The organism is Streptomyces sp. NPDC052496, assembly GCF_040679095.1.
GTDB lineage: Bacteria > Actinomycetota > Actinomycetes > Streptomycetales > Streptomycetaceae > Streptomyces.
The window spans coordinates 102,232-123,994 of sequence record NZ_JBFAUH010000007.1 but is presented as its reverse complement, the minus strand read 5'-3'; the positions used below and the strand labels follow the sequence as shown (position 1 = coordinate 123,994).

At 74.6% G+C, this 21,763-nt stretch carries 15 protein-coding genes; 8 read left to right on the top strand and 7 right to left on the bottom strand.

Annotated elements, in window-relative coordinates; translation table 11 throughout:
* Positions 1-193: 193 nt before the first annotated feature.
* Complete coding sequence (locus AB0L45_RS12060; RefSeq protein WP_365838725.1) at positions 194-1,081, bottom strand: LysR substrate-binding domain-containing protein; 888 nt, start codon at positions 1,079-1,081, stop codon at positions 194-196.
* Positions 1,082-1,237: 156 nt separating this feature from the next.
* Here AB0L45_RS12060 and AB0L45_RS12055 point away from each other — a divergent pair, with 156 nt between their 5' ends.
* Positions 1,238-2,368 carry a bile acid:sodium symporter family protein gene (locus AB0L45_RS12055; RefSeq protein WP_365839037.1) on the top strand — a complete coding sequence of 377 codons (1,131 nt, stop codon included), beginning with the start codon at positions 1,238-1,240 and terminating at the stop codon, positions 2,366-2,368.
* On the opposite strand, the gene AB0L45_RS12050 is transcribed toward AB0L45_RS12055, so the two are convergent.
* Together AB0L45_RS12050 and AB0L45_RS12045 are read right to left on the bottom strand one after the other, a co-directional pair.
* Complete coding sequence (locus AB0L45_RS12050; protein ID WP_365838723.1) at positions 2,254-4,155, bottom strand: exo-alpha-sialidase; 1,902 nt, start codon at positions 4,153-4,155, stop codon at positions 2,254-2,256. The two genes, AB0L45_RS12055 and AB0L45_RS12050, sit on opposite strands and share 115 nt — an antisense overlap.
* A 346-nt stretch (positions 4,156-4,501) precedes the next feature.
* A complete protein-coding gene (locus AB0L45_RS12045) occupies positions 4,502-5,443 on the bottom strand; it encodes a zinc-binding dehydrogenase (protein ID WP_365838721.1) in 942 nt (313 codons plus the stop codon).
* 248 nt (positions 5,444-5,691) lie between these two features.
* Here AB0L45_RS12045 and AB0L45_RS12040 point away from each other — a divergent pair, with 248 nt between their 5' ends.
* Positions 5,692-6,147, top strand: coding sequence for a MarR family transcriptional regulator (locus AB0L45_RS12040; RefSeq protein WP_365838719.1), 456 nt, complete (start codon positions 5,692-5,694; stop codon positions 6,145-6,147).
* Positions 6,148-6,308: 161 nt separating this feature from the next.
* On the opposite strand, the gene fdhD is transcribed toward AB0L45_RS12040, so the two are convergent.
* The 3 genes from fdhD to AB0L45_RS12025 form a co-directional block, all read right to left on the bottom strand.
* Positions 6,309-7,163: a formate dehydrogenase accessory sulfurtransferase FdhD gene (gene fdhD, locus AB0L45_RS12035; RefSeq protein ID WP_365838717.1), complete on the bottom strand. Its 855-nt coding sequence runs from the start codon at positions 7,161-7,163 to the stop codon at positions 6,309-6,311.
* A gap of 187 nt (positions 7,164-7,350) precedes the next feature.
* Positions 7,351-8,601: an FAD-dependent monooxygenase gene (locus AB0L45_RS12030; RefSeq protein ID WP_365838715.1), complete on the bottom strand. Its 1,251-nt coding sequence runs from the start codon at positions 8,599-8,601 to the stop codon at positions 7,351-7,353.
* 143 nt (positions 8,602-8,744) lie between these two features.
* On the bottom strand, positions 8,745-9,761 hold the full coding sequence (locus AB0L45_RS12025) for a hypothetical protein (protein WP_365838713.1): 1,017 nt from the start codon (positions 9,759-9,761) through the stop codon (positions 8,745-8,747).
* Between the two features lie 261 nt (positions 9,762-10,022).
* On the opposite strand from AB0L45_RS12025, the gene AB0L45_RS12020 reads away from it, so the two are divergent.
* Positions 10,023-10,958, top strand: coding sequence for a siderophore-interacting protein (locus AB0L45_RS12020; protein ID WP_365838711.1), 936 nt, complete (start codon positions 10,023-10,025; stop codon positions 10,956-10,958).
* 60 nt (positions 10,959-11,018) lie between these two features.
* Here AB0L45_RS12020 and AB0L45_RS12015 read toward each other — a convergent pair whose 3' ends face one another.
* The gene (locus AB0L45_RS12015; RefSeq protein ID WP_365838709.1) at positions 11,019-14,591 is read right to left on the bottom strand and encodes a BTAD domain-containing putative transcriptional regulator; all 3,573 of its coding nucleotides are present in this window, start codon (positions 14,589-14,591) and stop codon (positions 11,019-11,021) included.
* Positions 14,592-14,912: 321 nt separating this feature from the next.
* Here AB0L45_RS12015 and AB0L45_RS12010 point away from each other — a divergent pair, with 321 nt between their 5' ends.
* The 5 genes from AB0L45_RS12010 (at position 14,913) to AB0L45_RS11990 (ending at position 21,678) form a co-directional block, all read left to right on the top strand.
* Positions 14,913-16,094, top strand: a complete 1,182-nt coding sequence (locus AB0L45_RS12010; RefSeq protein ID WP_365838707.1) for an ROK family transcriptional regulator — start codon at positions 14,913-14,915, stop codon at positions 16,092-16,094.
* A gap of 332 nt (positions 16,095-16,426) precedes the next feature.
* Positions 16,427-18,070, top strand: a complete 1,644-nt coding sequence (locus tag AB0L45_RS12005; RefSeq protein WP_365839035.1) for an ATP-binding cassette domain-containing protein — start codon at positions 16,427-16,429, stop codon at positions 18,068-18,070.
* Positions 18,071-18,204: 134 nt separating this feature from the next.
* Positions 18,205-19,140: an ABC transporter permease gene (locus AB0L45_RS12000; protein WP_365839033.1), complete on the top strand. Its 936-nt coding sequence runs from the start codon at positions 18,205-18,207 to the stop codon at positions 19,138-19,140.
* The gene (locus AB0L45_RS11995) at positions 19,137-20,273 is read left to right on the top strand and encodes a substrate-binding domain-containing protein (RefSeq protein WP_365838705.1); all 1,137 of its coding nucleotides are present in this window, start codon (positions 19,137-19,139) and stop codon (positions 20,271-20,273) included. The genes AB0L45_RS12000 and AB0L45_RS11995 overlap by 4 nt, the downstream gene beginning before the upstream one ends.
* Positions 20,274-20,541: 268 nt before the next feature.
* Positions 20,542-21,678, top strand: coding sequence for a Gfo/Idh/MocA family oxidoreductase (locus tag AB0L45_RS11990; RefSeq protein ID WP_365839031.1), 1,137 nt, complete (start codon positions 20,542-20,544; stop codon positions 21,676-21,678).
* The last annotated feature ends 85 nt before the right edge of the window (positions 21,679-21,763 follow it).

Genomic DNA, 21,763 nt, shown 5'->3' with positions numbered 1-21,763 from the left:
TCGCCGGTGGCGGCACGCGCACGACGATCACGAGGCCGGGACCGGATCTGCACCAAATCTCTCCGAACGCGGCTGAGCGCGGCCGAGCGCGCCCGAGCAGCAGGAACGGCTGTCGTCGCGCGGGGCTACGGGTGTCCCGCGTGTGCCTGCGGCAGTTGCCACGCGTTTCCCTACGGCAGCTCAACGCCTGCCCCTACGGCAGCTGCAACCGGTCGCCGCCCGCCAGTATCGCGTCGGCCAGGGCGTCGGCCGGGCCGCGGGCCGCGCCGTCCCGCTCGGCGCCGTGCAGCAGGACGAAATCCACCCCGCCCAGGTCCGGCAGCCCGGCCCGGGACGGCACGCGGACCAGGCCGGGCGGGATCATGCCGAGACTGTGCGCCATCACGCCCAGGCCCGCCCGGGTCGCCGCGATCAGGCCGTTGAGGCTGCCGCTCGTACAGGCGATGCGCCAGTCGCGGCCCTGCCGCTCCAGCGCCTCCAGTGCGCGGGCCCGGGTCACCGCGGGCGGCGGGAACACCACCAGCGGGACCGGCCGCCGGGCGTCCAGCCGCAGCCGGTCCGTGCCGATCCACACCAGCCGGTCCCGCCAGACGAGCCGGCCGGTGGGTGCCTCGGCCCGGCCGCGCGCCGGGCCCGGGCGGCGCTTGGCCAGGACGAGGTCGAGCCGGCCGGCTGCCAGGAGTTCGTGCAGCGTGCCGGAGAGTTCGACCGTCAGCTCCAGGTCCACCTCGGGGTGGTCGCGCCGGAACTCCTCCAGCACCTCCGGCATCCGGGTCAGGACGAAGTCCTCCGAGGCCCCGAACCGCAGCCGGCCGCGCAGCCGGGTGCCCGTGAAGAACCCCGCGGCCCGCTCGTTGGCCTCCAGGATGGTGCGGGCGAAGCCGAGCATCGCCTCGCCGTCCTCGGTGAGGTCCACGGCGTGGGTGTCCCGGGCGAACAGCCGCCGCCCGGCCGCGTCCTCCAGCTTGCGTACGTGCTGGCTGACGGTGGACTGGCGCAGGCCGAGCCGGTGCGCGGCCTGCGTGAAGCTCAGCGTCTGCGCCACCGCGAGGAACGTGCGCAACTGCACGGGATCGAACATCGCCCCACCCTAGCCGCCCATCACGTTCCATGATGACAGTCACCACGGTAAGAGGGTTTCCCGATGGGTGCGGAGCCAGGCAGGCTGGAGGGCGCCGTCCGCGGCGCCCGGCACAGCGCCGTCCGCCCGCCCCGTACCGACCCGCGAAGAGAGACCATGCGCCGCCCTCAGCTCCGAATCCCCTCCTGGCTCCCCGTGGACGGATTCATCCTGGCCCTCGTCGGCACCGTCGGCCTCGCGGCGCTGCTCCCCGCCCGGGGCGCGGCCGCCACCGTCGCCGGTGACGCGTCGACCGGCGCCGTCGCGCTGCTCTTCTTCCTCTACGGCGCCCGGCTCTCCACTCGCGAGGCACTGGACGGAATGCGTCAGTGGCGGCTGCACCTGACGGTGCTGGCCTGCACGTTCGTGGTCTTCCCGGTGCTCGGGCTGGCCGCCCGCGGCCTCGTCCCGTACGTCCTGACCCAGCCCCTCCACACCGGCCTGCTCTTCCTGTGCCTGGTGCCCTCCACCGTCCAGTCGTCGATCGCCTTCACCTCCATCGCGCGCGGCAACGTCGCGGCGGCGATCTGCGCGGGCTCCTTCTCCAGCCTCGTCGGCATCGTCGTGACGCCGCTGCTGGCGGCGCTCCTCCTGGGCGGCGACGGCGGCGGCTTCTCGGCGCACTCGCTGGTCTCGATCGTGCTCCAGCTGCTCGCGCCGTTCCTCGCCGGCCAGCTGCTGCGCCGCTGGACCGTCGGCTTCATCACCCGCCACAAGAAGATCCTCGGCCTGGTCGACCGCGGCTCGATACTCCTCGTCGTCTACACCGCCTTCAGCACGGGCATGGTCGAGGGCATCTGGCACCAGGTCTCGCCGTGGCGCCTGCTGAGCCTACTGGCCGTCGAAGCCGTCCTGCTGGCCCTGATGCTGACGATCACGTCCTACGGCTCCAGGAAGGCCGGTTTCGCCCGCGGCGACCGGATCGCCATCACCTTCGCGGGCTCGAAGAAGAGCCTGGCCGCCGGGCTGCCCATGGCCAGTGTCCTGTTCGGCGCCCAGGCCGGGCTGGCCGTGCTGCCGCTGATGCTCTTCCACCAGATGCAGCTGATGGTCTGCGCGGTCCTCGCGAAGCGGTACGCGGCACAGGCCCCCGGCGAGCCGGGGGCCGGGCCGGGGCCGGGCGGCGGGCGCCGTCAGGTGCCGTCGTCCACGCGGTCCAGCGGCAGCCGCAGCACGACGGGCCCCGGGACGCGCGCGTTGTCCTCGCGTACGCGGTCCAGTTCCCCGTCGCTCAACGCGCGCCCGTAGACCCGTACCTCGTCCAGGTCGCCGGAGAGCTGGGAGCGGCTGTCCACCTTCTGCCCCGCGTGGACACCGAAGACCGAGTTCCGGCTCACCGAACCGGGCACGTCGGGGACCGTACGGGTCTCGGCGCCGTCGACGGTGAGCGTCAGCCGGCCGTCCGCGCGCCGCAGGGCCAGGTGGTGCCAGGCGCCGTCGTTGTACGCGGTCGTGGTGGCGGCCTCGGCGGTGGCGGGCGGCCGGGCGCCGTCGACCGCGGTGACCGAGGCGCTGACCCGGTTGCGGGCGGGGTCGCCGCGCAGCGCCACCTGCGGGCTGCGGCTGCCCACCCCGCCCATCCACAGGAAGGGCTGCTCACCGGTGGTGGCGCGGTGGCGGAACCAGAGGCTGCACGTGAAGTCGCCGTCGCCCAGGGGCAGCGAGCGGCGGAAGGGCAGCCGTACGGCGTCGTCCCGGCCGTCGAAGGCGAGCCCGTCGCCGAAGCGGCCCGGGACCGTACGGGCGCCGCCCAGGACCAGGGCGGGCCGGGCGTGCCGTGCGCGGTCGGGGGTCGTCGGGTCGGGGGCGCGGCGCGGGCCGAGCCAGCCGTCGGTGAAGCGCGCGAAGCGGATCTCGTCACGGGCGTCGACCGCGCCGCCCTCGTACAGCAGACCGGTCAGGCCCGGGGCGACGGACACCAGGTCCGAGTAGCCGGACCAGTCGGTGGTGACCCGGGCGCCCCGGTCCACGCCTTCCCAGGTGCGGCCTTCGTCGTAGGAGGAGCGGAGGGTCATGGTGCGGCGGCGGTCGGGGTCGGCGGGCGCGGCGAACAGCGTACGGACGGGACTGCCGGGGCTCCGCCGAGGCAGCCGCAGCACCGAGCCCTGCACCATGGGCGCGTACAGGTCGGGCAGCGCGCGGAAGGGGCGGGCGAAGGACTCACCGCCGTCGTGGCTGACGGCCGCGGTGCGGTGGCCGAGGTCGGTGCCGTCCTGCTCGCGCCCGTTGACGTACACCGAGCCGTCGGAGCGTTCCAGCAGGCTCATCTCGGACGGCTTCTGGCGGAAGGTGCCGTCGGCGGCGGTCGGGTAACTGTCCACGGCGCCGACCCGCCAGTTGTCACCGCCGTCGTCGCTGAGCATCAGCGCCGCGTGGTTGGCCGTTATCCGGCCGCCCGCGTAACTCTCGGCGTTGACGGTGAAGACCAGCCGTCCGGCGTGCCGCCCGCGGGCGAGCTGGATGCCGTGCACGGGGCCGGTGGCGTACCAGGAGTTCCAGCCGGCGGGGCGCAGTTCGGCGGTCAGGTCGCGCGGCGCGGACCAGGTGGCGCCGTCGTCGTCGCTGTACTGGAGGTGCGGGGTGCGGTCGCAGGGCACGTCACAGGCCCCGGCGTCGGGGCGGCCCTTGTTGTAGGTCTCCGCGAGCAGGACGCGGCCGGTCGCGCGGTCGACGACCGGGGCCGGGTTGCCGTGGGTGTCCCCGCCGCCCTCGTTGACGACCTGGAGCGGACCCCACGTACGGCCGCCGTCGGTGGAGCGTTTCAGTACGAGGTCTATGTCGCCGGCGTCACCGCAGTCGCGTACCCGGCCCTCGGCGAAGGCCAGCAGCGTGCCGGCGGTGGACCGGACAATCGCCGGGATACGGAAGCACGCGTAACCGTGCTCCTGGGCTCCTTTGAACAGCACCTGCTGTTCGAAGCCCGGGGCGGGGGCGGCGCCGGGGGGTGCGGGACGGGCCTGGGCGGTGGCCACCGGGGCCAGGGCGGCGGCGGCCATGGCGAGCGCGGCCAGGGTACGGCGGAATGGTGACGTCATGGTCCGACCTGCCCTTCGGGGCGTCGAGGAGGCGTCGAGGCGGCTTCAAGGAGGCGTGGGGGGAGGAGAGGAGGTCGAGAACAGGGCATGTCAGGGGACATTCCACGTCCTACGTGGGATGTCCCAGGTCCTACGTGGGATGTCCCAGGTCCCACGTGGGATGTCCCGGGTTCCACGCCCGTGCTCTCGCGTCCGTGCTCCGGTGCGCAGGAAGCTACTGGCCCCCCGCTACCGCCACAAGCCACGCGCGGCGCTTCTTCGCACCCGGCCGGATTTCCCCCGTCCGGAGCACACCGGGGCGCCGGGCAGATCCGTACGGGCCTTCGCTCCACGGGCGGAGCAGCGGTCAGGGCAGCAGGACGACCTTGCCGAGGTTGGCGCGGGCCTCGATGATCTCGTGCGCGCGGGCGGCCTCCGCCAGCGGGATCCGCGCGTGCACGGCGGCCCGCAGGCGGCCGGCGAAGAAGTGCTCCCACAGCTCGGTGCCGTGCCGTTCGTACAGCTCCGGCCGGGTGGCGGCGAAGCGCGCCATGGTGAGCCCGGTGATCGTCTTCGAGCCCGCGAGGAGGTCGTAGGCCGGGACCGTGCCGCCGCCCGAGTTGAAGAACACCAGCCGCCCGCCCGGCGCGAGCGCCGCCACCGCGCGCGGCAGCAGATCCCCGCCGACGCCGTCCAGGACGATGTCGACGGGCGCGCCCCAGGACTCGTCCTCGTACGTCACCACCTCGTCGGCGCCCAGCCCGTACAGGAAGTCCGCCTTGGCGGCGGAGCCGACGGCCGCCACCACCCGCGGCACCCCCCGCAACCTGGCCAGCTGCACCGCGAGATGTCCGGTGGCACTGGCGGCGCCGGTGATCAGGACCGACTCGGTGCCGGTGGGGGCCGCGGTGGCCAGCACGGCGAGGGCGACCTGGCCGCCGCGGACCAGCGCGACGGCGTCCACGCCGGTCGCCCCGTCCGGTATCCGCGCGGCGAGCGCCGCGGGCACGGTGGTCAGGTCGGCGTACGAACCGGTGAAGGAGAGCCCGGTGACCCGGTCGCCGACCGCGAATCCGGTGACGTCCGGGCCCAGGGCGGCGACCTCGCCGGCCACCTCACCGCCGAGCACGGCGGGCAGCGGCACCCCGCCGCCCTGGCCGTCGCCGTGCGTCCGGCGCACGGACGGCAGGCTCACGCCGACGGCCTCCGTACGGACGAGCAGTTCGCCGGGGCCCGGAACGGGGGCCTCGGCCTCCTCGACGCGCAGGACTTCGGGACCGCCGTACGCATGGAAACGGACTCGCCGCATGGGTACCTCCGGGGAAGCGGGCGCGGCGGGATGCTCGCGCGGGGACGGGTTCCCGGACGTATGCGGACGCACATGAGGCACGTGGACGCACATTACGTACGTGACGTACGTGACGTACGTGACGTACGTGACGTACATGGATGTACATGGATGTACATGACGCACGTGAACGCGCCGGGGAACCATTGGGTGGCCCAACGATACAGGGTTCGTTGGGGTGCCCAATGGTTTTCTCGTAAGGTGGTTCCATGGCAGAGACCCCGTACGCCCCTTCCCGTATCCGCGCCCTCCCCAGCTGGCTGCTCGGCCGGGCGGCCGCACGCGGCCACCGTCTCGTCGCGGAAGCGCTCGCCGAGGAGGGGATGCGGATGATGCACCACGCGGTGCTCTCGGCCGTCGGTGAGCTGGGGCCCGTCTCCCAGGCGGAGCTGGGCCGCAGTGTGGGCATCGACCCGAAGGACATGGTCGCGGTCGTCAACGACTTGCAGGCCGACGGGCTGGTGACCCGCACACCCGACCCCAGGGACCGGCGCAAGAACGCCATCGAGATCTCCGCGGCGGGGGAGCGCAGGCTGCGCCGTACGGAGGCGCTGGGCGACCGGGCCAACGCGGAGCTGACCGCACGCCTCACCCCGGCCGAACGCGAGCAGCTGATGGAACTGCTGGCCCGGGTGGCGGAGTTGGACGCCGGTAGCCGGAAGTAGCCGGAAGTAGCCGGAAGTAGCCGGAAGTAGCCGGAAGTAGCTGGAAGCGGACGGAAGTAGCCGGAAGTAGCTGGAAGCGGACGGAAGTGGCCGGGGCCGGACGGAGTGGGCGCGCGGTCCGCGTCCGCCTGCTCGGCGCGCGGCCCGTCTGCCGGCCGCTCTCAGCCCCGCCCCGCCGCCGCGCCCAGCGCGATCCGCTCCTCGCCCGCGTACACGTTCATCGACGTGCCCCGCAGGAACCCCACCAGCGTCAGGCCGCTCTCGACGGCCAGGTCGACGGCCAGGGAGGACGGCGCCGAGACGGCGGCGAGAGCGGGGATGCCCGCCATGACCGCCTTCTGGACCAGCTCGAACGACGCCCGGCCCGACACCATCAGCACGGTGTCGCGCAACGGCAGCCTGCCCTCCTGGAGAGCGCGGCCGACGACCTTGTCGACGGCGTTGTGGCGGCCCACGTCCTCGCGTACGTCGAGGAGTTCACCGTCGGAGTCGAAGAGCGCGGCGGCGTGCAGCCCGCCGGTCCGGTCGAACACGCGTTGCGCGGCCCGCAGCCGGCCGGGGAGGTCGGCCAGCGTACCGGGCGTGATACGGGCCGCCGCGTCGGCGGGCGGGTCCAGGGGCCAGCGGGTGGTCGTGCGGACCGCGTCCAGGCTCGCCTTGCCGCACACGCCGCAGGACGACGACGTGTAGACGTTGCGTTCCAGGGAGACGTCAGGGACGGGGACGCCGGGGGCGAGCTGGACGTCCACCACGTTGTAGGTGTTCGACCCGTCCTCGGTGGCGCCCGCGCAGTACACGACGTTCGCCAGCTCCCCGGCGCTGCCCAGCACACCCTCGCTGACGAGGAAGCCCGCGGCCAGTGCGAAGTCGTCGCCCGGCGTGCGCATCGTGACGGCGAGCGGCCTGCCGCCGAGGCGGATCTCCAGCGGCTCCTCGCCGACGAGGGTGTCCGGGCGCGTGCTCACGGCTCCGTCGCGGATGCGGATGACGCGGCGTCGCTCGGTGACCCGTCCCATGTCTGATCAGTCCCGTCCGTCCTGGTGCGCCGGCCCGTGGCAGCGGGCCGGTCTGGCGGTTCCATTGTCCGGTACCCGGATGGGCGGGAGTGCCCGGTACCCGGATGTGCGGGAGCGTCCGGTCCCCGGTTGCGCGAGTGCGTCCGGTCCCCGGACGTGCGGGACGGGTGCCCCGGAAACGCGGCCGCTACCGCTCCGTGACGCGCGGGGCCGCGTCGCGCGCGCCCGGCAGTTCGCGCCCGCCGAACGCGGCCGCGCCCGCCCCGGCCCACAGGGCGTCCAGCTGCGCCTGGCCGACCGGCCGCCAGTCCGGACTCCGCAGCACGAGGGCATCGCCGAGGCGGCGGCCGAGTTCCATCATCGACACCCCGACGGGCCCGCGCGCGGCATCGTACGCGGCGGACACCTCGGACCAGGTGTTCGCGGCGGAGCACGCCGCCTCCAGGGCGGTGGCGTCCTGGAGCGCCTTGACCGCACCGCTGCCGGTGTGCGGGCGGGCGACCGTCGCCGCGTCGCCGGTGAGCAGCAGGCGGTCCACGGCGTAGTGGGGCGCCGTGACGTCGTACATCGGCTGGATGAACAGCTCCTCGGGCTGGGTGAGCTGGAGCAGGCTGCCCCAGTACGGCGGCAGGAGGGTGCCGGTGACCTGCGCGAAGCAGGCGTGCAGCGCCGCGCCGAGGGTGCCGGGCGGCAGGCTGGTGGGGATGTCCAGACCGAGGTCGAGTTCCGGCGGGGGGACGGCGTACAGCACCCAGTTGGCGCGGTGGCCGCCGACGCCGTCCGGGATGCGGTAGATGACGGCGTGGCCGCCGGTGAACACGGCGAAGACGCAGTCCTCGACCGGCCACGCGTCGTCCGGGTCGGACCCGAGCGTGGCCAGCCGCTCGGCGGGGAACGCGCCGCGCCAGGCGAGATACCCGGCGTACGCGGGCCGTACGTCGGGGAAGGCAGCGCCGCGGACCACGGAGCGGTACCCGTCCGCGCCGATGACCAGATCGGCGTGGTGGACGGTGCCGTCGGCGAGGTGCACCGCCGCGCCGCCGGGTGAGGTCTCGACCGTACGGACCGGGCTGTGCCCCTGGAACACGGCGGCCCCGGGCATCCGGTCGCGCAGCCCGCGCCAGAGCGGCCCCCAGTTGTACGTACGGAACGGGAAGGGCAGTTCCCCCACCGCCCGGCCGAGCGGCCGCGCGCCGTCACGTGTGTACCAGCGGCGCCGGCGGAGCTGTAGCGACGGGATGCCGGCGTCCAGGTAGCCCGCCGACGCGAGTTCCGTGTACCGGGTGTTGTGCACCGCCAGTCCGGCGCCGCGGTCCGCCAGCCCGCCGGTGGCGCGTTCGAGGACCGTGACCTCCGCCGCGCCGCCCCGGTGCACGGCGAGTGCGGCGGCGCATCCGGCGATGCTCCCGCCCACGACGACGACCTTGCCTCCGCGCATCGGCAACCTGCTTCTCTCGGCGGCTCCGCGGGGAACCGAGGTGGTTCGAGGCTGTGCGAGCGGTCGTAGTCTCGCAGGAGTTGGCCGCGGGGGTACCACGAGCGCGGCCGGGACTGACGGCCGCGCTCGTGCGGACCGAGGACTCAGCCGTTCGCGATCTGGTGCAGCGGGCCCATCGCCACGTCGTTCACCGGGTCGACGGCCGTGTCGTCGGCGGGGGACTGGTGGGGGGTGGCGGGGGCTTGCCTGACGGGCTGCTTGGGGGCCTGCTTGGGGGTTTGTCCGGGAGACTGCTTGTGGGTGGTGCTGGGGGCCTGCTTGTGGGGGGTGTTGGGCGTCTGCTTGTGGGGGGTGTTGGGCGTCTGCTTCCGGGCTGTGCCGGGAGTTTGCTTCTTCGGGGTTCCGGAGGTCTGCTGCTTCGGGGTTCCGGTTGCGGGCGTCTGCTTCTTGGGGGCTTGCTGCTGCGCGCCGGTGCTTCCGGGTGAGGTGCTGCCCGCCGCCTGGGTGGCGAGCCGTGCCGTACCGTCCCCGTCGAACATCCGCCGGCCCGCGCCGAGCGGCGAACGCCCGTGGAAGGCGTCGCGGAAGGCGCCGACACCACGATCGGTCAGGGTGAACGCCATCTGGGCCCGTACCTGTCCGCCGCCCACCTTGATCCGGTTCGGATCCACGCGGAACGCCAGGAAGTCCGTCCGGCGCGCCTTGGAGCCGCCCACGCGCGCGGTGAGACGCGAGGTGGCGAGGTCGCCCCGCAGCGAGTCGACCCTCAGGTGGCGCCGGTCCTGGCGTACGAAGTCGAAGCCGCCCCCGAAGTCGAGGTGCCCGGCGGTGAAGCCGGTGTTGAACTCGCCGCCCGAGATCGGCGCGGACACGCACCGGCGTCCGGCCGGTCCGGTGAGCTTCGCCGGGGCGACCGCGGCGAGGCGGATCCCGGACTTGGCGAGCGCGCGGCCGGCCTCGGGGGTGAGACAGAAGGCGGCGGTGCCGGTGCCCACCCGCACCGTCGCTTCCCGGGGGGTCTGTGGCGCGGCGTACGCGGGTCCGGAGGCGGTCGCGGGGGAGGCGACGAGGGCGGCTCCGGCGCCCAGAGTGGCGGCGAGGGCCAAGGCGCTCGCCGAGGCGATGGGGAGCAGGCGGGGGCGGTCCGTGGGCAAGGGCATGGTGGGGTGATCCGTTCTCGCGCGGGCTCTTCCTGTCAGCAGACGTATTGACGGTGGGGGGCCCGTAGTGACGGGCGTGCGGGCGAATCACCCGGATAGCTGGGCAGCGCGTGCGACAGGGGAGCCGGTTGCCCGTGCGCGTCCGTGCAGGCGAGCTGTAGGTGGCGTGTAGGCGGCGGCTGCGACGGTCGTGTCACTGTCCCGCGCCACCGTTACCGCCGTCATACGTAACCACTCGGTGGCCCGCCCCAAGGAGACGTGTTGCAGCAGCAGAATTCCCGGCCTTCGCCCTTGCCCGTCCGTTACATCCGGGTCACCGCGGTCCGGCGCCTCTCACCGCACCTGATGCGCATCACCTTCGGCGGCCCCGACCTAGCCGGTTTCCGTCTCGACGGACCGGACCAGCAGGTGAAGCTGTACTTCCCCCGGCACGGGCAGGACACCCCGCGGCTGCCGGAGCCGTCCGGCGACGGCGACCTGATGCGGTGGTACCAGGCGTTCCAGGCGATACCCGAGGACGAGCGGCCGTGGATGCGCAGCTACACGATCCGGGCGCACCACCCTGGGGACGGCACGATCGACATCGACTTCGTCCTGCACGGTACGGACACGACGGGCAGTCCGGCGGGTGGCCCGGTGAGCGGTCCGGCGGGTGGCCCTGTGAGCGGTCCGGCGACCCGCTGGGCGGGCGCCGCCGCGCCGGGCGACCTGCTCGGCATGTTCGGCCCGTCGGCGTACTTCGCCCGGCCCGTCCCCCTCGGTACGGCCGACTGGACGCTGCTCGCCGGGGACGAGACCGCGCTGCCCGCCATCGGCACTCTGGCCGAGTGGCTGCCCGAAGGCGCCCGCGCGGTGGCGTACATCGAGGTCGCGGAGGCGGCGGACGAACAGTCCTTCGACACCCGCGGGGACCTGACCGTGCACTGGGTGCACCGCGGTACGGGTCCGGCCGGGCCCGGCGAGCTGCTGGCCGAGGCGGTGCGGAGGGCCCGGTTCCCGGCGGGGTCGGTGTTCGCCTGGCTCGCCGGGGAGGCGGGCGCGGTCCGCGCGCTGCGCAGGCACCTCGTCGAGGACCGCGGCCTGGACAAGCGGGACATCGACTTCACCGGATACTGGCGGCGCGCGCTGACCCAGGACGACGCGCCGACGGAGGAGGACCTGGCGGAGGCACGGGAACGGCTGGCCGACGCCCCGTGATGCGGGTGCCGGTCGGCTGAGGCCGATGGTCGGGGGAGCGCGCAGCCCGGAGAGCGCCGGTCAGATGCGTGCGGCGGCCTCCCGTACGGAGAGGCCGCCGCCCGCGGCCCGGGCGCGCTCGTACGCGTCCGCCGGAAGCACCGCCCGCAGTGCCGCCTCCGCCTGCCGCCGTACCCGCTCCTCGGCCGAGGGCGGCAGGGGCTGGAGGCCGAAGCCCTCGGACGCGGGCGCGTGCCGGTCGTACGCGCCCAGCAGGCGCGCCCCGTCCTCGGCCGCACCCAGATGAGCCATGGCCCAGGCCGCCGCGAGGAACTGGTGGGTGATCAGGCGGGGCGCCACCAGCGGAGCGAGACCGGCGAGCTGCCGGACGGCCCGCCGGAGGTGCTCCCGGGCGCCCGCGAAGTTCCCGTCCAGACAGTCCAGCCAGCCGTGCAGCCCCGTCACCATGCCGGTGAAGAGGTCCGGCGTCCCGGTGGTGAACGCCTGCTGTGCCTCGTGCAGCTGCTCCCGGGCGAGAGCGGTGCGCCCGGTCCGTCCGTAGTGCCGGGCCAGCAGCAGCCGCGCCGTGCTGAGCGTTTCGCCGGCGGACGCACGGGACTCGGCCACGGCCTCCAGCAGCAGCCGCTCGGCCTCCTGCACCCGGAGAGAGAGGGGCGAGCCGGCCGCTGTGCTCTCGCCGCCGCCTCCGTTCCCTTCGCTCCCTTCGTTCCCCTCGTTCCCCTCGTACCCGTCGTACGTCCCTTCCAGCCGTACGGCCGCCAGCCTCGCCTTGAACTCCGGCACCTGCGCGTGCGCCCCGATCCGGGCTGAAGACTCCATGGCACGCGCGAAGTCCGCGTCCGCCAGTGCGTACTGCCCGCGCCGCTCGTAGGAGTCGCCGCGCGCGGACAGGGACTCGGCGATGCCCCACAGGTCCCCGGCCGCCTCGAAGAGCGCCAGCGCTTCCTCCGCGTCGCGCGCCGACCGGTCCAGCCCGGCGGGCCGGCCGCCGAGCAGTTTCGTGCGCAGCAGCAGCGCCAGTCCCACGTCCCAGCCGTCGCCCACGTCCCGGCAGTGCCGCACGACCGCGTCGACGGCCTCGTCGAGTCCCGTGAACTCCCCGGCCATCAGCCGGGCGAAGAACCACATGACACCCGGCTGCCGCGCGGTCTGCGGCAGCCCCGGACGGTACGCGGCGGCGACCGCCTCAGGGCGCACCCGGCCCGCCGGCCCGGCCTGGTCACCGCTGCTCGCCAGCACCAGCAGCCGCACCCCGCGCCGGGCCTCCCACAGCCGCTCCCCGGCCCACGGCGGCGGTACTGCCGTACACCGGTCCGCCAGCGGCTCGGCGGACCGTACGGAACCGGCGGGCGGGCCGGGGGCGGCGGACGGATCGCGCCTCGCGGATGGATCGCGTCCGGCGGGCGAATCGTGACCGGCGGACGGATCGGGACCGGCGAACGGATCCGGGCCCAGTTCCGCGACGGCGGCGGCCCAGTGCCGGGCGTCCGCCTGGTGGTTGCGCAGCTGCCAGAACCAGCTCATGGACAGCGCCAGGCACAGCGCTTCCTGCTCCTCGCCCCGGCCGACCGCCGTGCGCAGCGCGGTCCGCACGTTGTCGTGCTCGGTCTCCAGTCGCTCCAGCCACGACGCCTGCTCCGGCCCGCGCAGCCCGGGATCGCCGGTACGGGCCAGCTCCCGGTACGCCGTCAGGTGCCGCAGCTCCACGCCCGCCCGCTCCCCGGACTCCGCCAGCCGCTCCCCGGCGTACTCGGCGACCGTTTCCAGCAGCCGGTAGCGCATCCCGCGCGGGCTCTCCGGCGCGGCGGCGACGAGCGACTTGTCGACAAGAGAGGTGAGGACGGGCAGGACGTCGACGGGGTGGCGCGGGCCGTCGGCCGGGGCGGGCACGGCACACACGTCCTCCGCCTGCGCCGCTTCACAGCCCCCGGAGAAGACCGACAGCCGGCGCAGCACCGCGCGCTCGTCCGCCGTGAGCAGGTCCCACGACCAGTCCACCACCGCGCGCAGCGTCTGCTGCCGGGGCAGCGCCGTCCGGCTGCCGCCGCCCAGCAGCCGGAACCGGTCGTCCAGCCGCTCCGCGATCTGCCGCGGTGTCAGCGCCCGCAGCCGGGCCGCCGCCAGTTCGATGGCGAGCGGCAGCCCGTCGAGCCTGCGGCAGATCTCCGCGCACGCGGCCGGATCGTCCTCCGTACGGAACCCGGGGCGCGCGGCGGCGCCCCGCTCGGCCAGCAGCCGGAGCGCGGCCCGCGGCGGCAGCGGCTCGACGGGGTGAATGGACTCGCCGGGGACGGTGAGCGGTTCGCGGCTGGTGGCCAGCACCGTCACACCCGGGCAGCCGGCCAGTACGGCGTGCGCCAGCCCGGCCGCCGCGTCGATCACGTGCTCGCAGTTGTCCAGTACGAGCAGCAACCGCCGCTGCCGGCAGTGCTCCACCACCTGGTCGAGCGCCGTCGGGGGGCCGCCGGCCGCGCGCAGCTCGTCGGCGCCGGGCCCCCGCACCTGCGTGGGGTGCCCGCCGAGTGCGGACAGTACGGCTTCGGGCACGCTCTCCGCGTCCCGTACGGAGGCCAGCTCGGCGACCCGTACGCCGTCGGGCCACTGGGCGGGGTGCGCGGCGGAGGCGTCCGCGGCCTCCAGGGCCAGGCGGGTCTTTCCGACACCGCCCGCTCCCAGCAGCGTCACCAGGCGTCGGCCCGCCACCTCGCGTGTGAGCGTGGCCAGTTCTTCGTCGCGGCCCACGAAGGAGGTGAGGCGGGCGCGGAGGTTCCCGAGGGGCGGGGGAGGGGTGAGGGGTGGCGCCGTGGATGGTTCCGGTGCCGGGGGTGCTTCCGGTGCCAGGGATGCTTCCGGTGCCAGGGGTGCTTCCGGAGCCGGGGGTGCTTCCGGAGCCGCGGTTCCGGCCAGCAACCGTGCGTGCAGGGCGCGCAGTTCGGCGCCGGGGTCCGTGCCCAGCCGTTCGGCGAGTCCGGTGCGTACCTCCTCGTACGCCTGCAAGGCCTCGGCCTGCCGCCCCGCCGCCCACAGCGCCCGGATGTGCAGCGCCTGCAAGGGCTCGTCCAGCGGCTCCGCCGCGGCCAGCGACGCCAGCTCGGCCACCGCGTCCGCCGCCCGGCCCAGCGCCACCTCGGCCGCCAGCCGGGCGCGGCGGGCCTCGCCGTGCCGCCGCTCGGCCCGTACGGCGAGCGGGTCGCCGACGCGGCCCGGCAGCTCCGCCAGCGCGGGGCCCTGCCACAGTGCCAGAGCCTCGTCCAGCAGACCGGCCGCCTCCGCGGGGTCGCCTGCGCGCAGCGCGGCCGTCCCCTCCGCCGTCAGCCGCTCGAAGCGGAAGAGGTCGATGTCGTCCGGTCCGGCCGCCAGCCCGTACCCGCCGGGGGACGAGGTGACCGCCGGTCCGCCGAGGGCTCGGCGCAGGCGGCCGACCAGGGCCTGGAGCGCCGCCGAGGTGTCCGCGGGCGGCTCCTCGTCCTCGCCCCACACCTGGGCGATCAGCTGAGCCGCCGGTACCGCCCGCCCGCCGCCCGCCGCGAGCGCCACCAGCAGCGCACGCAGCCGCGCCCCCTTCAGGGGTACCTCGGTGCCGTCGGTGCGGCGCGCCTGAACGGTGCCGAGCACGTGGTAGCGGTAGTTCACCGGCCCATTCTCCACAGACTCCGGCACACGGCCCGACACCGACTCCGGGGGGAGACGGGCCGACACCGACTCCGGGGGGAGACGGGCCGACACCGGCTCCGGGCGGGTCCGGGAGCCTGGTGCGCCACGGGCGCGACACGGGCGCGGCGTGAGGTGCGGCACGGCTTTGTCCTCGGAGAGGAGAAAGCTGGTACGGATCCTGTCCATACTTCTTCCCCGCCCGGACAAGCGCTGCTACGTTCCCCTCGAAAGCTCGCTCCGGCGTCGCTCGGTGCCGGACCACGTACGGCCGACGACGGCTGGAGGGGTGGCGTGAGGCGCATGACGGCGAGGCCCGCCAACGCGCACCAGGCGCGGCTCCTCCGCCTGCTCCGCGACCACGGCCCCAACTCCCGCGCCCAGCTGGGCGACCAGGTCGACCTCTCGCGTTCGAAACTGGCCGTGGAGGTGGACCGGCTGCTGGAGACCGGGCTGGTCGTCGCCGACGGCCTGGCCGCCTCCCGCGGCGGCCGCCGCTCGCACAACGTCCGGCTCGCGCCCTCGCTGCGCTTCCTGGGCATCGACATCGGCGCCACCTCCGTCGACGTGGCCGTCACCAACGCCGAACTGGAGGTGCTGGGCCACCTGACCCAGCCCATGGACGTCCGCGAGGGGCCGGTCGCCGTCTTCGAGCAGGCCCTCGCCCTGGCGGGCAAGCTGAAGGCGAGCGGGGTGGCCGAGGGGTTCGACGGCGCGGGCATCGGCGTGCCGGGGCCGGTCCGCTTCCCCGAGGGCGTGCCGGTGGCGCCGCCGATCATGCCGGGCTGGGACGGCTTTCCCGTACGGGAGGCGCTCAGCCAGGAACTGGGCTGCCCCGTCATGGTCGACAACGACGTCAACCTGATGGCGGTGGGGGAGCAGCACGCGGGCGTCGCCCGCACCGTACAGGACTTCCTCTTCGTCAAGATCGGTACGGGCATCGGCTGCGGCATCGTCGTGGGCGGCGAGGTCTACCGCGGTACGACGGGCAGCGCCGGCGACATCGGCCACATCCAGGTCGAACCGGACGGCCGCCCGTGCGCCTGCGGCAACCGCGGCTGCCTTGAGGCGTACTTCGGCGGCGCCTCCCTCGCCCGGGACGCGGCGGCCGCGGCGCGCGAGGGGACCTCACCGGAGCTGGCGGCGCGGCTGGCGGCGGCCGGTACGCTCGGCGCGCCCGAGGTGGCCGCCGCTGCCGCCTCCGGCGACCCCGTCGCGCTGGACCTGATCCGGTCCGGCGGCACCCGCACCGGCCAGGTCATCGCCGGGCTCGTCAGCTTCTTCAACCCGGGGCTGGTGGTGATCGGGGGCGGCGTGACCGGCCTCGGCCACACCCTCCTCGCCGCGATCCGCACCCAGGTCTACCGCCAGTCACTGCCGCTGGCGACGAACAACCTGCCCATCGTGCTGGGGGAGCTGGGCCAGGTGGCCGGCGTCACCGGCGCCGCCCGCCTCATCAGCGACCACCTGTTCTCACCCGCCTGACGCACCGTCCGCCGCACCACCGCCTGCCGCACCACCCTCCGCCGCACCACCTCACGTGCCCGCCTGAGCGCCTCCGCACGTCGCACCGCAGCGCTTCCGCACGTCGTACCGCAGCGCTTCCGCACTCGTACCGCAGCGCCTCCGTACCTCCGTACCGCACGCCTTCGCGCGCCAGCGCCCCCGCGCCGACGCCTGCCACGCCGCCCGCCCGCCGACGCCCGTCGAGGAGGCTGCCCGCCATGGCACCAGAGCGCCACCCCGGTCCGCCGGTCCCGGCCGGCGCGGGGAGCCCGCCCGGCCCGCCGCCGGAACCCGCCGGCCCCCTGCTGACCATGCACGGCGTCACCAAGTCCTTCCCCGGCGTACGGGCCCTGGACGGCGTCGACCTCGACGTGACGGCCGGTGAGACGCACTGTCTGCTCGGCCAGAACGGCGCCGGCAAGTCCACCCTGATCAAGGTGCTGGCCGGCGTCCACCAGCCCGACGCGGGCGAGATCCGCTGGCAGGGCACGCCGGTCGCGCCGAAGTCCCCGGCCGCCGCCATGCGGCTCGGCATCGCCACCATCTACCAGGAACTCGACCTGGTGGAACACCTGTCGGTGGCCGAGAACGTCTTCCTCGGGCACGAGCGCGCCACCGCCGGCTTCGTCCGCTCCCGCGCGGCGCGGACCGCCACCGCCGCGCTCCTCGGCCGCCTCGGCCATCCCGAGATCGACCCGGACGCGCCGGCCGGCTCACTGTCCGCCGCCGGACAGCAGATCGCCTCCATGGCGCGCGCCCTCTCCCACGACGTCCGGCTGATCGTCATGGACGAGCCGTCCGCCGCCCTCGACCCCGACGAGGTCGGCAACCTCTTCCGTATCGTCACCGGCCTGACCGGCGCGGGTGTCGCGGTCGTGTACATCTCGCACCGGCTGGAGGAGATCCGCCGGATCGGCGACCGGGTCACCGTCCTCAAGGACGGCCGAGCGGCGGCGCGCGGACTGGACGCGCGGACGACCCGTACCCAGGACATCGTGACGCTGATGACGGGCCGCGCCGTCGAGCACGCCTTTCCCGTACGGCGCGGCGGCACCGGCCCCGGCCCCACCGACGCGGCACCCGGCCCCGCTCCCACCACCGATCCCGCTCCCACCACCGATCCCGCTCCCGTCACGGACCCCGCTCCCGTCACGGACCCCGCTCCCACCCCCACCCCCGCCCTCACGGTGCGAGGGCTCACCCGCCGCGGCGAGTTCGCGCCGCTGGACTTCGACCTGTACCCGGGCGAGATCCTCGGGCTCGCCGGGCTCGTCGGGTCCGGGCGCTCGGAGATCCTGGAGACCGTCTTCGGCGCCCGCCGCCCCACCGCGGGCCGCGTCCTGGCCGGCGGGCGCCCGCTGCGCCCCGGCAGCGTCCCCGCCGCCGTACGCGCGGGACTCGGCCTCGCCCCCGAGGAGCGCAAGTCCCAGGCCCTGCTGCTCCTGGAGTCCGTCAGCCGCAACGTCTCGGTCTCCTCGCTGCCGCGCTTCTCCCGCGCCGGGTGGCTGGACCGCGCGGCGGAACGTTCCGCCGCCCGCGCCGCCGCCCGCGGCCTCTCCCTGCGGCCCGACGACCCGGACCGGCCGGTACGGACCCTGTCGGGCGGCAACCAGCAGAAAGCCGTCCTGGCCCGCTGGTTGCTGCGCGGCTGCCGGGTGCTGCTGCTCGACGAGCCCACCCGAGGGGTGGACGTCGGCGCCCGCGCCGAGCTGTACGCGCTGGTGCGGCGGCTCGCCGACGACGGTGTGGCGGTGCTGCTGGTGTCCAGCGAGATCCCCGAAGTCCTGGGCCTTTCCGACCGGGTGCTGGTGCTGCGCGAGGGCCGGGTCGTCCACGAGGACCGCGCGGCCGCGCTGGACGAGCACCGGGTGCTCGACCTGGTCATGGCGGGCGGCGCCGCAGAGCCTGCCGGAAGCGCCGAGAGTGCCGGACGAGCGCGAGGAGACCGACCGTGAACACTTCCGACGAGCGAGTACCCCGCCGGCCCCGCCACCCGGCCCCGGCCGGCACCGGCCGCACCCCGGCGCCCGACCCCGTACCGGGACCGTACGACGGGCCCCCGGCCCGTGCACCCGGCGCCCCCGGCCGGCTGCGCGTCCGTGCCGACGTACGCAACCTCTCCCTGCTCGGTGTGCTCGCGGCGCTCGTGGCCGTCGGCGCCCTCACCCGCCCCGGACAGTTCCTGAGCGTGCAGAACCTGCAACTCGTCCTCACCCAGGCGTCGGTGATCGGTGTGGTGACGGTCGGCGTCACCTTCGTGATCATCGGGGGCGGCATCGACCTGTCCGTCGGCGCGATGGTCGCGCTCGCGACGGTCTGGGCGACGACGGTGGCCACGCAGGAGTACGGCCTCGGCGGCATCCTGCTCTGCGCGCTGCTCGTCGGCCTCGGCTGCGGGCTGGTCAACGGGCTGCTGGTCTCCTTCGGCGGCATGGTGCCGTTCATCGCCACGCTCGCCATGCTCGCCGCCGCCCGCGGCCTCGCCCTCCAGATCAGCCAGGGCGGCACCCAGATCGTGTCGGTCCCGTCCGTGCTGGACCTGGGCCGGCGGGACGCCTACGTCCTCGGCGTCCCGCCCATCGTGCTGGTCTTCGCGGCCGTCACCGTCACCGGCTGGCTGCTGCTGAACCGTACGACTTTCGGGCGGCGCACCGTGGCCGTCGGCGGCAACCCGGAGGCGGCGCGGCTGGCGGGCATCGACGTACGGCGGCAGCGGCTGCTGCTCTACCTGCTGTCCGGGCTGTGCTGCGGCATCGCCGCCTTCCTGCTGATCGTGCTGACCGGATCGGGCCAGAACACCAACGGCAACCTCTACGAACTCGACGCCATCGCCGCCGCGATCATCGGCGGCACCCTGCTCAGCGGCGGCCGCGGCACCGTCACCGGCTCGGTGCTCGGCGTCCTCGTCTTCACCACGATCACCAACCTGTTCGCCCTGAACAACCTGGAGACCGCCGTCCAGCAGATCGCCAAGGGCGCCATCATCGTCATCGCCGTACTGGTCCAGAAGGGACACACGTCATGACCGACAGCACACCGGGTCCGGGCCCGTACGGCACACCGGCCGCGGACGGCGTACCGGGCCCGTACGGCAGGGCGGCGGACGCCGGGGCCGGCCGGAGCAGCAGCCGCCGGGGCGTGCTCTTCGGCGCGGCGGCCGTCTCCGCAGGTGCGCTGCTCAGCGCCTGCACGAGCAACCAGCGCGGCGACGCGCCCGCGGGCGCCACGCAGCAGCAGGCGGCCGGCGCGGACGACAAGCCCGGCAAGAAGGTCACCATCGGCTTCGCCGGGCCGCAGGCCGACCACGGCTGGCTCAACGCCATCAACCAGAACGCCAAGAGCCGCGCGGAGCGCTACCAGGACGTCACCCTCGACATCACCGAAGGCTCCAACGACACCGCCCAGCAGATCGGGCAGATCGAGACCCTCATCAACAAGAAGGTCGACGTCCTGGTGATCCTCCCCGCCGACGGCAAGGCCCTCACCCAGGTCGGGCTGAAGGCCATGCGGGCCGGCATCCCCGTCGTCAACCTCGACCGGATCTTCGCCTCCCCGCAGGCGTACCGCTGCTGGATCGGCGGCGACAATTACGGGATGGGCCTGAACGCCGGCCGCTACATCGGCGAACAGCTCAAGGACAAGCCGAACGCGACGGTCGTCGAACTGGCCGGTATCGACACCCTCGAACTGACCCGGGAGCGCACCAGGGGCTTCGACGACGCCCTGAAGAACTACCCCACCGTCCGCAAGGTGGGCCGCCAGGCCGCCGAGTTCACCGTGGAGTCCGGGCAGGCCAAGATGGCCGGGCTGCTCCAGGCGCACCCCTCCTTCGACGCGCTGTGGAACCACGACGACGACCAGGGCGTGGGCGCCGAACGCGCCATCGAGCAGGCCGGGCGGGACGGCTTCCTGATGGTCGGCGGCGCCGGCTCCCGCCGCGTCATGGAGACCATCAAGGCCGGCCGTTCCGTCCTGCGGGCGACCGTGCTCTACCCGCCGACCATGTCGGCGTCCGCCATCGACCTGGCCCGCGCCCTCGCCCAGGGCCGGGGCATCTCCGGCACCGCCGAACTGGAGATCCCCGCTTCGGTGACCCTCTACTCCGCCGTCGTCACCCGGGACAACGTCGACGCTTACCTCCCCACCGGCTTCAACTGACCCCCGCCACCCAAAAGTTCCCCGGAAGACCGCCGACCACGGCCGACCGACGAGGTGATGCATGGATGAGCACGAGGGCCATGACGAACATGAGGGCCACGACGAACATGAGGGCCACGACGATCACAACAATCATGAGGACCGCGAGGATCACGACGACCGCCTGCGGGAACCGGCACCGCACCCCGCACGCCCGGTTACGCGGGTGACCCCGCCGCGCCGGCAGCCCCCGCCGCCCGGCGGCCCGCAGGCGGAACTGGGCATCGGCATGGTCGGTTACGCGTTCATGGGCGCCGCCCACTCCCAGGGCTGGCGCACCGTGGGCCGCGTCTTCGACCTGCCGCTGCGCCCCGCGATGAACGCGGTGTGCGGCCGGAACCGGGACGCCGTCGCGGCCGCCGCGGCCCGGCACGGCTGGGCCGCCGCCGAGACCGACTGGCGGCGCCTGCTCGACCGCGACGACGTGCAGCTCGTCGACATCTGCACGCCGGGCGACAGCCACGCCGAGATCGCTGTCGCCGCGCTGGAGGCGGGCAAGCACGTGCTGTGCGAGAAGCCGCTGGCCAACTCCGTGGCCGAGGCGGAAGCGATGGCGGCCGCCGCAGGGACCGCCCGCGCCGGCGGCCGGGTCGCGATGGTCGGCTTCAACTACCGCCGCACCCCCGCCGTCGCGCTCGCCCGCCGGATGATCCGCGACGGCCGGATCGGCACCCTGCGGCACGTACGCGCCAGCTACCTCCAGGACTGGCTGGTCGACCCCGAGGCGCCGCTGACCTGGCGGCTGCGCCGGGACCAGGCCGGCTCCGGCGCGCTCGGCGACCTGGGCGCGCACATCGTGGACCTGGCCCAGTACCTGGCGGGGGAACGGCTCACCGGCGTCTCCGCGGTCACCGGCACCTTCGTACGGGAACGGCCGCTGCCGTCGGGCGGCCGCGGCACCGTCACGGTCGACGACGCCGCGCTGTTCACCGGCCGCTTCGCCTCCGGCGCGCTCGCCTCCTTCGAGGCCAGCCGGGTCGCCGCCGGCCGCAAGAACGCGCTGCGCATCGAGCTGAACGGGGAGCGCGGCTCGCTCGCCTTCGACCTGGAGCGGCTCAACGAACTGTCCTTCCACGACCAGACCGAACCGGCCGTCGCGGCCGGATTCCGCCGCATCCTGGTCACCGAACCCGGCCATCCGTACCTGAAGGCCTGGTGGCCGCCCGGCCACGGCCTCGGCTACGAGCACACCTTCGTCCACCAGGCACGCGACCTCGTGCACGCCGTCGCCGCCGGCACCGAGCCCGCACCGTCCTTCGCGGACGGGCTGCAGGTGCAGCGGGTGCTGGCGGCCGTCGAGGCCAGCGCCGCCGGGAACTGCGCGTACACGCCCGTGTCCCCGGCCGTGGCTGACTTCCCCACCTGACGCCGCGGCCCCTCTTGTCAGCCGCGGCCCGGCGCCCGATCGTGTCCCTCTCCCCACCATCCGCCCGCTGCGCCGCCGCCGTACC

Bases quoted from the DNA above. Each gene is read 5' to 3' on its own strand.
- AB0L45_RS12060 (WP_365838725.1), bottom strand. From the start codon at position 1,081: ATGTTCGATCCCGTGCAGTTGCGCACGTTCCTCGCGGTGGCGCAGACG.
- AB0L45_RS12055 (WP_365839037.1), top strand. From the start codon at position 1,238: ATGCGCCGCCCTCAGCTCCGAATCCCCTCCTGGCTCCCCGTGGACGGA.
- AB0L45_RS12050 (WP_365838723.1), bottom strand. From the start codon at position 4,155: ATGACGTCACCATTCCGCCGTACCCTGGCCGCGCTCGCCATGGCCGCC.
- AB0L45_RS12045 (WP_365838721.1), bottom strand. From the start codon at position 5,443: ATGCGGCGAGTCCGTTTCCATGCGTACGGCGGTCCCGAAGTCCTGCGC.
- AB0L45_RS12040 (WP_365838719.1), top strand. From the start codon at position 5,692: ATGGCAGAGACCCCGTACGCCCCTTCCCGTATCCGCGCCCTCCCCAGC.
- fdhD (WP_365838717.1), bottom strand. From the start codon at position 7,163: ATGGGACGGGTCACCGAGCGACGCCGCGTCATCCGCATCCGCGACGGA.
- AB0L45_RS12030 (WP_365838715.1), bottom strand. From the start codon at position 8,601: ATGCGCGGAGGCAAGGTCGTCGTCGTGGGCGGGAGCATCGCCGGATGC.
- AB0L45_RS12025 (WP_365838713.1), bottom strand. From the start codon at position 9,761: ATGCCCTTGCCCACGGACCGCCCCCGCCTGCTCCCCATCGCCTCGGCG.
- AB0L45_RS12010 (WP_365838707.1), top strand. From the start codon at position 14,913: ATGACGGCGAGGCCCGCCAACGCGCACCAGGCGCGGCTCCTCCGCCTG.
- AB0L45_RS12005 (WP_365839035.1), top strand. From the start codon at position 16,427: ATGCACGGCGTCACCAAGTCCTTCCCCGGCGTACGGGCCCTGGACGGC.
- AB0L45_RS11995 (WP_365838705.1), top strand. From the start codon at position 19,137: ATGACCGACAGCACACCGGGTCCGGGCCCGTACGGCACACCGGCCGCG.
- AB0L45_RS11990 (WP_365839031.1), top strand. From the start codon at position 20,542: ATGGTCGGTTACGCGTTCATGGGCGCCGCCCACTCCCAGGGCTGGCGC.